The 16,226-nt window shown below is 37.2% G+C and carries 11 protein-coding genes and 1 other RNA gene; 4 read left to right on the top strand and 8 right to left on the bottom strand.

Annotated elements, in window-relative coordinates:
- Positions 1-355 precede the first annotated feature (355 nt).
- An RNA gene (rnpB, locus tag F9B76_RS09440) (RNase P RNA component class A) lies at positions 356-720 on the bottom strand.
- Positions 721-739: 19 nt separating this feature from the next.
- Positions 740-2,710, bottom strand: coding sequence for a TonB-dependent copper receptor (locus tag F9B76_RS09435; protein ID WP_159991882.1), 1,971 nt, complete (start codon positions 2,708-2,710; stop codon positions 740-742).
- Positions 2,711-3,116: 406 nt separating this feature from the next.
- Here F9B76_RS09435 and F9B76_RS09430 point away from each other — a divergent pair, with 406 nt between their 5' ends.
- Entirely contained in the window at positions 3,117-4,580 is a 1,464-nt protein-coding gene (locus F9B76_RS09430) for a catalase (RefSeq protein ID WP_480285507.1), read from the top strand.
- Between the two features lie 281 nt (positions 4,581-4,861).
- Here the strand turns inward: F9B76_RS09430 and F9B76_RS09425 are convergent, their stop codons facing one another.
- Together F9B76_RS09425 and pyrC are read right to left on the bottom strand one after the other, a co-directional pair.
- Complete coding sequence (locus F9B76_RS09425) at positions 4,862-5,554, bottom strand: O-methyltransferase (RefSeq protein ID WP_159991880.1); 693 nt, start codon at positions 5,552-5,554, stop codon at positions 4,862-4,864.
- Positions 5,555-5,690: 136 nt separating this feature from the next.
- Positions 5,691-6,749, bottom strand: coding sequence for a dihydroorotase (pyrC, locus tag F9B76_RS09420; RefSeq protein ID WP_159991879.1), 1,059 nt, complete (start codon positions 6,747-6,749; stop codon positions 5,691-5,693).
- A 264-nt stretch (positions 6,750-7,013) separates the two neighbouring features.
- Between pyrC and F9B76_RS09415 the strand changes: the two genes are divergently transcribed.
- From F9B76_RS09415 to F9B76_RS09405, 3 genes are all read left to right on the top strand, one after another.
- Positions 7,014-7,286: an SWIB/MDM2 domain-containing protein gene (locus F9B76_RS09415; protein ID WP_159991878.1), complete on the top strand. Its 273-nt coding sequence runs from the start codon at positions 7,014-7,016 to the stop codon at positions 7,284-7,286.
- A 268-nt stretch (positions 7,287-7,554) separates the two neighbouring features.
- Positions 7,555-8,859, top strand: a complete 1,305-nt coding sequence (locus F9B76_RS09410) for an MFS transporter (RefSeq protein ID WP_159991877.1) — start codon at positions 7,555-7,557, stop codon at positions 8,857-8,859.
- A gap of 337 nt (positions 8,860-9,196) precedes the next feature.
- Positions 9,197-11,410, top strand: coding sequence for an NADP-dependent isocitrate dehydrogenase (locus tag F9B76_RS09405; RefSeq protein WP_159991876.1), 2,214 nt, complete (start codon positions 9,197-9,199; stop codon positions 11,408-11,410).
- A 184-nt stretch (positions 11,411-11,594) separates the two neighbouring features.
- Here the strand turns inward: F9B76_RS09405 and F9B76_RS09400 are convergent, their stop codons facing one another.
- The 4 genes from F9B76_RS09400 to nuoN form a co-directional block, all read right to left on the bottom strand.
- The gene (locus F9B76_RS09400; RefSeq protein WP_159991875.1) at positions 11,595-11,792 is read right to left on the bottom strand and encodes a CstA-like transporter-associated (seleno)protein; all 198 of its coding nucleotides are present in this window, start codon (positions 11,790-11,792) and stop codon (positions 11,595-11,597) included.
- Between the two features lie 11 nt (positions 11,793-11,803).
- Complete coding sequence (locus F9B76_RS09395; RefSeq protein ID WP_159991874.1) at positions 11,804-13,858, bottom strand: carbon starvation CstA family protein; 2,055 nt, start codon at positions 13,856-13,858, stop codon at positions 11,804-11,806.
- Positions 13,859-14,209: 351 nt separating this feature from the next.
- Positions 14,210-14,719 (bottom strand): DUF2818 family protein, encoded by a 510-nt coding sequence (locus F9B76_RS10405; RefSeq protein ID WP_243140639.1) that lies wholly within the window; start codon positions 14,717-14,719, stop codon positions 14,210-14,212.
- A gap of 19 nt (positions 14,720-14,738) precedes the next feature.
- Entirely contained in the window at positions 14,739-16,223 is a 1,485-nt protein-coding gene (nuoN, locus tag F9B76_RS09385; RefSeq protein ID WP_159991873.1) for an NADH-quinone oxidoreductase subunit NuoN, read from the bottom strand.
- Positions 16,224-16,226: the final 3 nt, after the last annotated feature.

Genomic DNA, 16,226 nt, shown 5'->3' with positions numbered 1-16,226 from the left:
TATTAATAATGATTAAAATCAATGGGTTATAAAATATACTAAAAGTATTACACTAAATATTACTTTTTTAAGCGTAAAAACTTTTACATTTTTATAAAAAGACAAGGCGATTTTAATGATGAAAATAGTTAATGAGAGCGGTTATTCCCTAAGGTTATAAAAAAACTGGCTCTCTAATAACTTAAGATATAAACTGAGCTATTTATTAAGGGGAACTGCTATCTATTTGGAGTAATTTTTAATCTATTAATTTTTATCTTAACACTATATACATAATCCCCATTAGGTACTCTCTCTATTTAATCTCCATAAAAAATCCCCACCATACCATAAGTACAGTAGGGATATTAAAATAAGACAAAGCAAGCCTATAAGCCGGATTATGTAAACCTAAAAGGTCGGCAATCATTCCTCTAGACTTTATATTACTATAAAGTTCAAGCCATCTACCCGCATACATAGGACGAGCAGCCCATATGCCTATTTGATGTTGCTCCAGATAGAGGTTACCGCGTTTCACCTTACTATGCTGTTATAAATATAACGCCATACGGGACTAACCGTACCAGAGCCTAAAGACCGAAATCATTAAGCCCACATAGTAAACTCGTCTCTGTGGCCCTATTCCTCATTCATTGCTGAATGGACGGCTGTTAGCCGCTACCTTGCTCTATGGAGTCCGGACTTTCCTCGATTACTCGCGATTGCCCAGCTTGCTTTGCATGCGTATTGTATCATTTTACAGTGAAAGTTGTAAGCGTAACCATGCTGTACGACCAGGCTCATTCACGCGTAAGGTTTGCATACCTGCACTTGGGTTAGCCGCTTTACTGATAAACTCAGCATAGGTTTTATCAAAGATATTATCAACACCTGCTTGTAAGGTAGCGTATTGATTGATTTTCCACCCTGCATTAAGCGATAGCACCCCAAATCCAGCACTCTCACCAATGTCTTGACCAATAATATTACCTTGTCCTTTTGCAAAACGAGTTTGCTTAGCAACAACACGCCAGAGTAAGCCTACACTATATGTTTCATTATCCCATGTTAAGGTATTATTCCACTCAAGTGGTGGTGTCTGTGCCAATGGTCTATCATCAGTACGATTACGACCATAGGTATAAGCAATATTACTACCCACTGTCCAATTAGGAGCAAAATTCCATTTAACATCAGCTTCTACACCATAGCGGCGAGCATCAATATTACGAGCCTTGCCTTGCATCCAATCAATCATGATAAAATCTTTAATATCACTAGCAAATAGGGATACACTAGTTTGGATTTTATCAGTTGACCAAAGCGCACCGATATCTAATTGACGGTTTTGTTCTGGACGTAAATAACCTGTTTGGGCTCGATTACGCTCCCAGTAGTCAGGTGAACGCTCTGCAATACCTAAACCAGCATAATAATGAATATCACCCACCATTTGCTCCCAACGGATAAATCCAGAGGTGAGATGATAGGTTTGTTTTTCATATTTAGGCAATACACCTCTATAGTCTGCATTCCCTGATTTGTAATAACGTGCATCTATTTCATCATAGCGTAAACCAGCAATCCATTTTTGATCTTCTGTACGTTGCCATGCAACCTCTGCAAAAACACCCCATTGATTAAATTTCTGACGAGATAAAAAGGGTTTACGTTTAAAATTGGCATCACCTACTCTAATAGTATGCTTATCATACATATAGTCAAAGCCTGTTTGTAGATTCACATTATCCCAATCAAAGGTCATTTTAAGCTGACCACTATTGGTTTTACGTTTGGGATTGCTTGCTCTAATCATTCTCATACCATTTGGCATTCTTGGTGGTGTACGCAAACTATAAGTATCCATCACATGATCAATCTCACTTTGACCATAGTTTAATTCTAAAGCACTAAACCAAGGGGTAATATTACGCTGCGTAAAGCGAACATTCCACGCATCACGATCAAACTGACTACCATCCATCATACGGTCAGCATAAGCGGCTTCCCCTCGACTACGTTCATATGTTGCAACAAGCTCTGTATTTTCTGTTGGAGTCAACCCTAGCTGAATCATTTGATTATCGCGCTTAAAATTAGAATGCACTCTATTACCATCCCCATCACGATAATCATCCGACTCATTATGTGAGGCATTTAAACGTAGATACGCATATTTATTACCTATCGCCCCCTCTACAGAAGCATCTCGGCGATCTCGACTACCTAGTGTACCCGTTGCCTCTAAATAATAATTCTTTTCACTAAAATCAGGGGTTTTACGCACAAAGCTGACAGACCCTGTTACTAGCCCAGACCCTTGTGTAACAGATTGAGGACCCTTAGTGACAACCACTTCATCAAAACTATTCGGGAAAATATACGCTGTTGGCGGATCCATACGACCACCACAACCACCATAAAGGAAATGATCATCTGCACGGATAGCTAAACGAGAACCACCTAAGCCCCTAAATAAAGGATCACCTGATGAACCACCCTTACGGATAATATTCATACTTGGTACAGATCTTAATAAGTCTGCACCATCTCCTGCCGGTAAGGGTTGTAATGTTTTTTTAGGATTAAATCTGACAGTATTTGCACTATCTTGACTTGCTCCCATGATAACAATCGGATCTAATACTGTTGTTTTTGTGCTATCGTCAGCATAAGCACTTGAAATAGCAACAACCAGCAAAGAATAAGCCCAATAAGTATTTCGCATTATCTCTTCTCCATCAACCAAATTTGGATAAATACCCCAAGATATTAAATTTCCTAATAATGTTAAGAATTTTCTTGGCTCTAAAAATGTAACAAAACAATAAATTTATTACATATTAATGTTATATGGTAACAAGAATATGCCAAAATAAGTATTTTTTTATGTTTATAAACAACAGTTTCTTTTGATTAATATCAATTAATGTATTATTTTTTGCAAATTTAATAATATTGTAACAACTATAGTTATTTATTTTATCTATCACACTACCATTTTTTATGTCTTAATTATTAATTTTATTAATTGGTTTTATAAAAAAATAGAATTTTACTATTAATCATTTTTTCTCTATACTTATCCTGTAGTAAACAAAACCTCTCTCTTTTACTTATTAAGGAATATAATGATGGATGATACTAAAAAATGCCCTATAACCCACCTCACAACAGCTTTCGGTGCACCTGTGGTGGACAATCAAAACAGCTTAACAGCAGGTCCAAGAGGCCCACTATTAGCACAAGATGTTTGGTTAAATGAAAAATTAGCTAACTTTGTTCGTGAAGTTATTCCAGAGCGCCGTATGCACGCTAAAGGTTCTGGTGCTTTTGGTACATTTACCGTTACTAATGATATTACTGCTTATACACGTGCTAAGATTTTTAGTGAAGTAGGCAAGAAAACCGAAATGTTTGCACGTTTCACTACCGTAGCAGGTGAACGTGGTGCAGCCGATGCAGAACGTGATATTCGCGGTTTCGCCTTAAAATTCTATACAGAAGAAGGTAACTGGGACGTAGTAGGTAATAATACACCTGTTTTCTTCTTACGTGATCCTCGTAAATTCCCTGATTTAAATAAAGCCGTAAAACGCGATCCTCGTACCAACTTACGCAGTGCTACTTATAACTGGGATTTCTGGACATTATTACCAGAAGCATTCCACCAAGTCACTATCGTAATGTCTGATCGTGGTATCCCTGCAACTTATCGTCATATGCACGGTTATGGTTCACATACCTACAGTTTTATTAATGCAAATAACGAACGTTTCTGGGTTAAATTCCACTTCCGTACTCAACAAGGCATCAAGAACCTAAGCGATGCTGAAGCAGAAGCTATTATTGGTAAAGATCGCGAAAGCCACCAACGTGATTTATATGAAGCAATTGAACGCGGTGATTTCCCGAAATGGAAAATGTATGTTCAAATTATGCCAGAAACCGATGCGGACAAAGTACCTTATCACCCATTTGACTTAACTAAAGTATGGCCAAAAAGCGACTACCCATTAATCGAAGTAGGTGAATTTGAACTTAACCGCAACCCAGAAAACTTCTTTATGGACGTAGAGCAATCTGCTTTTGCTCCAAGCAACTTAGTACCGGGTATCAGCGTATCACCAGATCGTATGCTACAAGCACGTCTCTTTAACTATGCCGATGCTCAACGTTATCGTTTAGGTGTAAACTATCACCAAATCCCTGTAAATCGTGCACGTTGCCCTGTACATAGCAACCACCGCGATGGTCAAGGTCGTATGGATGGTAACTATGGCAGTACATTACACTATGAACCAAACAGCTTTGGTCAGTGGCAAGAGCAAGCTCAATACAAAGAGCCTCCTCTTAAAATTTCAGGTGATGCTGCTCACTGGGATTTCCGTGAAGATGATGCAGACTACTTCTCACAACCACGTGCATTATTCCGTTTAATGACACCTGAACAACAGCAAGTATTATTTGAGAATACCGCTCGTGCCTTAGGTGATGCTCCTGATTTCATCAAGCAACGTCATATTGATAACTGTACAAAATGTGATCCTGCTTATGGTGAAGGCGTACGTAAAGCCGTTGAAGCATTAAAAGCGTAAGATTTAAACATCATACGATAAAGTATCCCTAAGCAATTAGGGTCATACACACAAAACCCCTACGGATATTTATCTATAGGGGTTTTATTTTGAAACAGATAAAAAAATGAGTGCTTTAATAGATAATTTATCGTTATTTAAAATAACTTTTATAAGAAAATATATTTTTAAAAGCACGGAGAAATATTAATTAACCAAGTGAGTTTTCTGGTGAGAAGCGGAAGAACTGCGACTCAACATTATTTGTAGTGCTTTAATAAATACTCATTTATCATCTTATTTTATTTCACCATCGTAATAGCAAAACCATCCCACCCCTTATGCCCTATCGTTTGTAAAGCAGTAGAGTCCAAGCGAGGATCTTCTTGTAATTTTTTAAAATACTGTCGAATCCCACGAATATTAGGAGCTTTATCCTCTTCCGTTATCACCTTACCATCTCGTACCATATTATCTGCCACAATTACAGTACCAGAACGACTTAATTCAATACAATAATCCAGATAATAGGGATTATTTTCTTTATCCGCATCAATAAAAATAAAATCAAAACTAGGAATCTGCCCTGCTTTATATTCCTTGAGCAAAGTTTCCAAGCAATCCATTGCCCTACCCTGCATAAGACGAATATTATCTTGCAAAGCCATCATGGCAAATGTCTGTTCAGCAATCTTAATATGATGCTCATCAAAATCAATTGTTGTTACTTTACCTCCTTCAGGTAAATCCTTTGCCATCCATATCGTGCTATAGCCTGCCAAAGTTCCTATTTCAAGGATATTTTTTGCACCCATCATACGAATTAAAAAATGCAAAAACTTACCATGATTAGCTGGAACATTAATTTTGGGGAGTGGCTTTGTTCGATGAAAAGCTAACACGGCATCATATCGACTGTCTTCATGATGCAAGTGCTTAAAAATAAACTCATCTACCTGATCAGGCAAATCCGAAGGAATAACTGAACTTCGCATTGTATTCTCTTTTATTTCTATACTTATGAAGAATGAATTAATGATGTAATAAGGCTAAAAATACATTAAAAATAGACCCTACTTTTTACTTTATTTAACCCTATTACACACTCAATATCATCAAACTAAGATAATTCTACGCTACAAATCGCCAAGGAAGCACTTCACCTGCCGATAAAGGTACTAATGGCGCATCTTTTGTATAAGGAACTTGCTGAGGAATTTCAAACTCTTTACGCTCTAAGGTAATTGTCTCTGTATTAACAGGTAATCCATAGAATTGAGGCCCATGAAGACTAGCAAATCCTTCCAACTGATCTAATTTACCCGCTTTTTCAAAAGCAGTCGCATAGAGTTCCATCGCATGAAGCGCAGAATAACAGCCTGCACATCCACAGGATGCCTCTTTTGCATGCTTAGCATGAGGCGCACTATCTGTACCCAGAAAAAAGCGAGGATTACCACTTGTTGCTGCTTCAACTAAAGCAATACGATGCTCTTCTCGTTTAAGAACAGGTAAGCAATAATAATGAGGACGAACCCCTCCCTGAAAAATAGCATTACGATTAAACAATAAATGCTGGGGAGTAATCGTTGCCCCTATCGGGCCTTCTGCATCACGTACATAGTGAGCGCCTTGTTTGGTGGTGATATGCTCAAAAACCACTTTAAGTGCAGGAAATGCTCTGCGTAGTGGCAACATAACCCGATCAATAAAAACAGCCTCACGATCAAATAAATCAACTCGAGGGTCAGTTACTTCACCATGCACCAACAAAGGCATACCATATTGTTGCATGGCTTCTAGTGTACGAGAACAATTCCCCAAAAGATCGGTTACTCCCGCATCTGAATTGGTTGTTGCACCAGCAGGGTATAATTTGAATGCTTTTACAAACCCACTTTCTGCTGCTTTTTTTACGTCCTCTACAGAGGTATTATTTGTTAAGTATAACGTCATCAAGGGGGTAAATGAATGAAGATTTTGTTGTGCTAATACCGCTTCAATACGTGCCTTATAAGCACTTGCCATCTCTACAGTCGTTACAGGCGGTTTCAGATTTGGCATCACAATAGCACGAGAAAATTGACGAGCAGAATCTGCTACCACGGCTGCTAATGCCTCACCATCTCTTAGGTGAAGGTGCCAATCATCTGGACGAATAAGCGTAATAGACGCTGACGTTATCTGCATAATAAATTATCCATTATCATAAATTGACGATGCTCTATTTTACAAATTCTTTAGGCAACTGAGGCACTTAACCTCATAATCTATTAAAATCATTCTATGCACATTCATGACAGTCCACTCTGAACGCTTGTAATTTTGTCAAATGTGTTTTACACTCTTTGCTCATTCCTAGACGGTATCGCTAAAGATGACTTCCCTAGCCTACCAATACAATAATCAATCTAGGACTATCCACTCTAATGATATTATTCTGGAGAAATACATATGACAGTCGAAAAAAAACCAGCTCGCAAACCTAATGCAGCTTTTATGAAACCACTTACACCCAGTAAAGAATTAGCCGCTATCGTTGGTGCTACTCCCCTACCTCGTACAGAAGTGACTAAGAAAATTTGGGACTATATTAAAGCCAATAATCTACAAGACCCTGCTAATCGCCGTAATATCAATGCAGATGCTAAATTACGCCCTATTTTTGGCAAAGATCAAGTATCTATGTTTGAAATGACAAAATTGGTTAGTCAACACCTTAAATAATTTTGTAGCATAAAATAAATTACCTTATAAAAAGGTATAAAAGACTACTTTCTAACAAAATGGGAAGTAGTCTTTTTTAATACCTTAAATATAAAATAAAAAAGCACTATTTTTAAATAAATAACATAAATCTATTTATAATTCTCAATTTTTATACTATCTCATTCTTGAATAAGTTATATTATTTTAAATACTGTTTACTACGCTTAGTATAAAAATTTATCATAACAATACAGCTATTTTTACGATAACCCAAAAGAGAGGCACAATGTCTTTACGCACACAAATTGATCAAAGTCCAATGACACGGTATCAATGGATGGTGGTTGGTCTCGCTATTTTATTAAACTTTTTAGATGGCTATGATGTCCTTGCTATTTCCTTTACAGCAAAGAGTATTAGTACCGATTTACAGCTTAATTTTGACCAAATTGGTACGTTAATGAGTGCTGGGTTTATTGGTATGGCATTGGGATCTTTACTTTTTTCACCCTTTGCTGATAAATATGGTCGCCGTCCCTTACTTATCTTTTCTACCTTTCTTGCTTCGCTTGGAATGTTGATGGTATGCTTTAGTTCACAGTTAAACTATCTTATTCTATGGCGTATCGTAACAGGATTAGGTGTTGGTGGTATATTACCTTGTATCAATGTCATTGTCAGTGAATACACCAATAAAAAATGGCGAGGGTTATCTATCTCTGCTTATGTGGCTGGTTTCGGTATTGGGGCGAGTCTCGGTGGTATGACGGCTATTTTGCTACAAGAAATATATGGTTGGCGTTCTGTTTTCTTGGTCGGTGCCATACTTACAGGACTCAGTGCTTTACTCCTCTACTTTGTGCTACCTGAATCAGTGGATTATCTCCATACCCAAAAAGATGCCTCTTCCAAAGCAAAACTACGTACAATTACACAACACATTCGCCAACCTTGGCATGATGCATTAGACGAATTACCCATTCAGCACACCACAGAGAGACAAGCTTCTTTATTCGAGTTTTTCACCTTTAACCATATCAAAAAATATATCTTTATATGGATTCCCTTCTTCGGTGTCATGGCAAGTTTTTACTTTATCAGTTCATGGACACCTGCACTATTAGAAACCGCAGGATTATCCAAAGCGCTAAGCCAAACAGTGGGTATTGCTATTGCACTAGGTGGAACAGCGGGTTCTCTTTTATTTGGATGGATAGTAAGCCGTTATGCAACACGATTTTTACTCATTATCTTTATGATATTATTTGGTATATCAACTATTTTATTCGTACTCACTGAATCATTAAGCATAGCGATTATACTGGCTATTCTTATCGGTGGTTTAATGAATGGCTGTATTGCTGGTCTCTTTACGCTTAATCCATCTTTATATCCTGTTTATTTCCGTAGTACAGGATCTGGGGTTGCTATCAGTCTTGGACGTATTGGTGCTATTATTTCACCTATTATTGCTGGAGAACTCCTATTAAACGGTTGGAGTAAGGAAGAACTCTATTTTTCTGTCGGTATTATATTATTCCTCACTTGCCCCACACTCTTCTTTTTAAAAGAATATACCGAAGAACAATAGCATCTCACATTTAACAGCAAGTGGATTTTACAGATACACTTTTTGTTTAATCCACTTTTTAAAAATAACTTTTTAGTTGAATCGCTATTTTAAAAATATATCACTCGGAGAAAGATATAAATAATTGATATTTATCATATCTCACTAAGTCTTATATAAGAATTTTTGAAGGAGTTCTTTACTGCTCTCATTTTGTAAAAATTTCCGTGTAAAATAGGGGGGATTTACACCGCTTAAAATAGTTTAACCACAAATTTAAGCGTCTTTTAATAATAATTGATATTGAAAAGAATATACTTTTTATTCCTATCAATCCTCACTCTTATTGATTTATATTATGTCAGCAAAAATTACTTATACACTTACTGATGAAGCGCCAATGCTAGCGACTCATTCTTTTTTACCTATTGTTAAAGCATTCACAGCAACAGCAGATATTGAAGTTGAGCCGAAAGATATTTCCTTAGCCGCTCGTATCCTTGCTAATGTGCCACAATTTTTAAAAGAAGATCAAAAAATTGCAGATGCCTTAGCTGAACTAGGTGATTTAGCTAAAAAACCTGAAGCCAATATCATTAAACTACCTAATATTTCTGCTTCTATCCCTCAATTAAATGCCGCTATTGCTGAACTACAAGCACATGGCTATGCGGTTCCTAACTATCCAGCAGATCCTCAAAACGAAGAAGAAAAAGCTATTAAAGCGGCTTATGCTAAAGTGCTCGGTTCAGCTGTAAATCCTGTATTACGCGAAGGAAATTCTGATCGCCGTGCGCCAAAAGCCGTTAAAAACTATGCAAAAAAACATCCTCACTCAATGGGTGCTTGGTCTAAAGACTCTAAAACTAAAGTAGCTCATATGACAGCGGGTGATTTTTATGGTACAGAGCAATCCGTTACACTAGCTAACGATACACAGTTCAAAATCGAATTTGTTGCTAAAGATGGTGCTATTAAAGAATTAAAACCATTAGCCCCCCTCAAAGCAGGTGAAGTATTAGATTCTTCTGTGATGAGTCTAAAGGCACTAAAAGTTTTTGTAAAACAAGTTAAAGAGGAAGCAAAAGCAGCTGGTGTATTATTCTCAGCACACCTAAAAGCAACCATGATGAAAGTATCTGATCCGATTATCTTTGGAGCGATTGTTTCAGTTTACTTTGAAGATGTCTTTACAAAATATGCTGATCTTTTTGCACAATTAGGGATTAATCCTAATAACGGTCTTGGTGAATTATTTGCAAAGATTGCGGGTCATCCTAAAGAAGCAGAGATTAAAGCAGCTGTAGAGGCAGCAATTGCCAATGGCCCTGATATTGCGATGGTTAATTCGGATAAAGGGATTACCAATTTACATGTGCCATCAGACGTTATTGTTGATGCCTCTATGCCTGCCATGATTCGTTCATCTGGTCAGATGTGGAATAAAGATGGCAAATTACAAGATACCTTTGCACTGATTCCTGACCGTTGCTATGCAGGTGTTTATACGGCAGTTATTGATGACTGTAAAGCTAATGGCGCTTATGATCCAACCACCATGGGTTCTGTACCCAATGTGGGTCTAATGGCTCAAAAAGCAGAAGAATATGGCTCTCATGATAAGACTTTCCAAGCAGAAGCTGACGGCATTATCCGTGCAGTTGATGCAAGTGGTCATGTTTATATGGAACAAACGGTAGAAGCAGGCGATATCTTCCGTATGTGCCAAACAAAAGATGCCCCTATTAAAGATTGGGTAAAATTAGCGGTAAATCGTGCTCGCCTTTCTAATACACCTGTTGTTTTCTGGCTTGATGAAAATCGCGCACATGACCGTGAAATTATCAAAAAAGTTAATGCTTATCTACCAGAATTTGATACGACTGGTTTAGATATTCGTATTCTTTCTCCTATTGAAGCATGCAAATTCTCCATTGCTCGTATCCGTAAAGGCGAAGATACTATCTCAGCAACAGGGAATGTTTTACGCGACTACCTCACAGACTTATTCCCTATTCTTGAACTTGGTACATCTGCCAAAATGCTTTCTATCGTTCCCTTAATGAATGGTGGTGGTTTATTTGAAACAGGGGCTGGTGGTTCTGCACCTAAGCATATTGAACAATTTATTACTGAGGGGTATTTACGCTGGGATTCTCTCGGTGAGTTCTTAGCATTACAAGCCTCTTTAGAACATATTGCTCAAACACAACAGAATGCTAAAGCACAAGTCTTAGCTGATGCACTAGATGAGGCAAATGCTAAGTTCCTAGATAATGACAAATCACCTGGTCGTAAATTAGGTACAATTGATAACCGTGGCTCTCACTTCTATCTTGCTATGTACTGGGCAGAAGCCTTAGCGAAACAAAGCAAAGAGGCTGAATTAGCAACACGCTTTACAAAAGTATTTGAAGCAATGCAAGCATCTGAAGCCAAAATCAATGAAGAATTGATGAGTACACAAGGAAAACCCCAACAAATTGGTGGTTACTATCAACCAGCAGAAACAGCAACTTCTGCGGCTATGCACCCTTCTGCGACTTTAAATGCGATTATTGATAATATTTAATCCTTTATTATCGTAGAGGTTTAGTGGAATATGGCTATTTGCCAATATTCCTACCATAAAAAAACCTTCCTTTTTATATAAGGAAGGTTTTTTACTTTGAATCATAATGTTTACACTATTTAAATAAAAAACTGTTCTTACCCAAAAGAATAAGAACAGTTTTACAATGTACTACTAAGGACTATTAGCAGCAACCGCCACGCCCTGCACAACTACAGCGGCGCTTACTAATATACTCAAGAAATTCCTTTTTATTCATCACAGGGGCATCTGGATTATATTTGCGTTGTTGAGCAACATAATTATCATAATCTGGGATACCTGCCATTAAATTCATCGTTACCTTAGCCGTTTTCATAAAAAGGAATAACTTATCTTTCATACCATACTCCTTTATTCTGTAGCATACACCGCAGGGACTTCTGTTGAGGTAGGTGTAGGTGATTGACGTGCTTTTAAAGCCACTCGCACACCATATATGCCCACAATTGCAACCACACTTAAAAATAAGACGGTAAGACCTGCATTTACATAGTCATTTAATACTATGCGAGACATCTCTTCAAGTGTTTTAGCTGGTGCTAAGATTTCACCATTTGCTGCCGCTGTACTGTATTTATTAGCATGACTTAGGAAACTAATTTTGATATCTGGATGGAACAGTTTTTGTAAACCTGCATAGCACGTTACAAATAAGATAGCTAAAGCAGGTACGAATGTTACCCACATAAAACGCTCTCGTTTCATTTTAACCAATACTACTGTACATAAGATAAGTGCTACACCCGCAAGCATTTGATTTGCAATACCAAATAACGGCCATAAGGAATTAATTCCCCCTAGTGGATCTGTTACACCGGTATAGAGGAAATATCCCCATAAAGCAACAGCTAATAAAGTCGCAATAAGGTTTGAAGCAAGGTTATCGGTATTACCAAAAGGTTTATAAAACACACTACCAAAGTCTTGAATCATAAAGCGTGCTACTCGTGTACCCGCATCAACAGAGGTAAGGATAAATAAGGCTTCAAATAATAAAGCAAAGTGATACCAGAATGCCATCATTCCTTCACCAGAAATGACTTGATTCATGATATGTGCCATACCAACTGCTAATGTCGGTGCACCACCTGCTCTGGAAAGAATTGTATTTTCACCCACATCCTTCGCCATTAATAATAAGGTTTCTTCTGTAACAGGAAAACCGAGCGTATTGGTAATAACATGAGCAGCAGTTGCCGCATCTGTTCCAATCAAGGCACTTGGGCTATTCATGGCAAAATAAACCCCTGGATCGAGTGAGGCAGCAGCGGCTAATGCCATAATCGCCACAAAACTCTCCATAATCATACCACCATAGCCAATAGCACGAACATGGGTTTCATTTTCGAGCATTTTAGGGGTAGTCCCTGAAGAAATTAAGGCATGGAAACCTGATACTGCACCGCAAGCAATCGTAATAAATAAGAATGGGAATAAACTACCTGAAAAAACAGGGCCTGTACCATCAATAAAACGTGTAACTGCTGGCATCTGTAAGGTAGGACTTACGATTAAAATGCCTAATGCCAGTGCAACAATAGTACCTATTTTGAGAAAAGTTGAAAGATAATCTCGTGGTGTTAATAAAAGCCAAACAGGTAAAACAGAAGCAACAACACCATAAATCATAATAGCCCATGTTAGCTCAATACCTGTTAGGTCAAAGTAATGGGCAAGAGAGCTTTGAGCCACATCTTCACCATAAACAATAGCTAACATAAGCAGCACAAAACCAACAATAGAAATTTCACCAATTTTACCTGGGCGAATATAACGGGTATAAATTCCCATAAATAAAGCAATCGGAATTGTTGCCCCAATGGTAAACGTTCCCCAAGGGCTATGGGTAAGTGCTTTAACCACAATCAATGCCAATACTGCCATAATGATGACCATAATCATCAAAATACCAATAGAGGCAATTACACCCGGGATAGGACCTAGCTCTTGTTTAACAATATCACCTAATGATTTACCATCTCGGCGCATAGAGATAAAAAGAACCATCATATCTTGTACGGCACCTGCAAATACCACACCAAAGATAATCCATAGCGTACCTGGTAAATAACCCATTTGTGCAGCTAATACAGGACCAACCAACGGACCAGCACCAGCAATAGCAGCAAAATGATGCCCAAATAATACCCCTTTATGTGTAGGAACATAATCTAAACCATCGTTATAACGTACAGCAGGCGTTAAGCGACGTGCATCTAATTGCATCACATTCTTCGCAATATAAAGACTATAATAGCGATAAGCAATGGTATAAATAGATACCGCTGCCGTCACCATCCAAATGGCACTCACCTGCTCTCCTCTGGAAAGGGCAAGTGTAGTAAATGAGGCTAATCCAACAAGTACGACTATTCCCCAAATGATAAATTGTTTAACCTTATTCATAATCTCTCCTGAACAATCACTCCAGAAAATATGCTACATATAGCATTATCAAAGAGTAACATATTTTATAAAATAAAAAAAACGTCAATTGTGAGTGATTATATAAATTAAAAACTAGTTACATTTTAAAAACTTTTACTTTATTTTGATTTATTTTCTTTATATACGAATATAGGTGGAAAGCATGGTAAATAATGCATCACAGCAAAAACTTGATTAATGAAACACGTTGCTTGATATATAACGGTCTATAGTTTTTATTAATATATTTTTCTCTTTTTCTATTAAGAAATGATACCTTATTTATTTTGTCTTAGCACATTATCTAGGATAATATTTTGATGGAAAGGGTTATTCCATATATATATTTTTATTATAGGCATGACGCATCAAATGACGCCATACAAATCCAGGGAAAGCAAGAACAAGAAATAAACAAGTTCCTATGGCATAAAATTGCCAGCTTTGTGGGAAACGATTAGCATAGTGAGATTCAATAAAAAAACCAATACTCACAATAAATACGATAAAAACAATTAATTCAATAAAATGTAAACCTAAATGCTTATGCTGAACAATACCTTTATAGATAAAGCCTGGAATAGTAAAAAGTACAATATAAACAACAATAGCAAATAATTTAGCACTTGTTGGAAAAGCAGGTTCAGTAAGCAAATAAAACACAAAACCAATTAATCCATAAGACACTAATGCCCTTAATAGATAAAAACCAATAAATTTCTCAGGCTCACCTGTTAGTCGAAATGGCGAGAAAGCAAACATCCGTTCAGTTAAAAACGGTAAATTAGCACTAATCATCGCTAAAATAATAATTAACCAAACGGATGTTTCTGGATACATAATATAGAACTATTTATAATTAATAAGGGAATTTTAAAGAAGCATCAATAGCTTGTACACAAAGTGCCAACAAACCACCCGGTAAAATACCCAATAATAAAATCAATAAACCATTAATATAAAGAACGCCACTACGGAAGTCTAGCTTATTACCCACTATATGTACATCTTTAGCTGGTTCATCAAAATACATTGTTTTTACAACGCGTAAATAGTAGTATGCACCAATTAATGAGAATAGGATAGCTACAACCGTTAGGGTAATATGCCCTGCTGCTAATGCCGATTGAAGAACAACTAATTTTGCATAGAATCCCACAAAAGGCGGAATACCCGCTAATGAGAACATTAACACCAGAATCACAAACGCCAATAATGGATTACGTTTATTTAGCCCTGCTAAATCGCTAATCTCTTCACACTCAAACCCTTGATGACTCAAAATAAGAATAACACCAAAAGAAGCTAATGTCGTAAGAATATAAGTCAGCATATAGAATAAGGCTGAACCATACGCACCACTTGCTAACTGGCTATCGGTAACACCTGATAGTAAGCCTAGGAAGACAAAACCAATATGTGAAATAGTTGAATATGCCAACATACGCTTGAAATTTGTTTGCATAATCGCTGTTAAATTACCTATGGCAAGTGATAAAACCGCTAAGATAATAAACATTGGTTGCCAGCTTGATGCTAATGTAATCATTGGCTCTACTAATAAACGTAATGCCATAGCAAAAGCAGCAAGTTTAGGCGCGGCGGCAATCGTTAATGTTACCGCTGTTGGCGCACCTTGATACACATCAGGAATCCACATATGGAAAGGAGCAGCCCCTAATTTAAAGGCAATTCCACCTACTACAAAAACAACACCTAATACAAAAGCCATTTGATTAAATTGACCATTTTGTAAGACTTGTGCGATATCTGATAGGATAACAGAACCTGTTGCCCCATATACCATTGACATACCATACAACATAAAACCAGATGCTAATGAACCTAAAATATAGTATTTCATTGCCGATTCAATACTAGTTAAATGCTCACGGCGAACAGCAATTAAGGCATATAAAGCTAATGACATTAATTCAAGACCCAAGTACACTGTTAGCATACTGGTCGCTGAAATCATAATCATTTGCCCCAATAAAGCAAACAGACTAAGTGCATAGTATTCCCCTCCTTTAACCATTTGACGCTCAATCAAATATTGGTGGCTATAGATCAATGTAGCCAATACCGCTAGGTAAGAGAATACTTTTAGTAAATAGGCAAGCGGATCAATCGTAAACTGACTGTAAAAAGTTGTTCCTACTACACCACTATTCCATTGAACCAATGTAATAATTGTCGTAACGACAAGGGCAAATAAAGAAAGTGTATAGCTCAGAGAACTATCTTTTGTTTTAAAAATTGCATCCGCAAGTAATATACCGGTCGCCAAAATACAGAGAACAATTTCCGGTAATGCGAGTATAAAATTAAATTGATTATCCATTAT

This window comes from Pelistega ratti, assembly GCF_009833965.1.
Classification (GTDB): domain Bacteria; phylum Pseudomonadota; class Gammaproteobacteria; order Burkholderiales; family Burkholderiaceae_B; genus Taylorella; species Taylorella ratti.
This window is presented reverse-complemented; position numbering and strand designations above follow the sequence as displayed.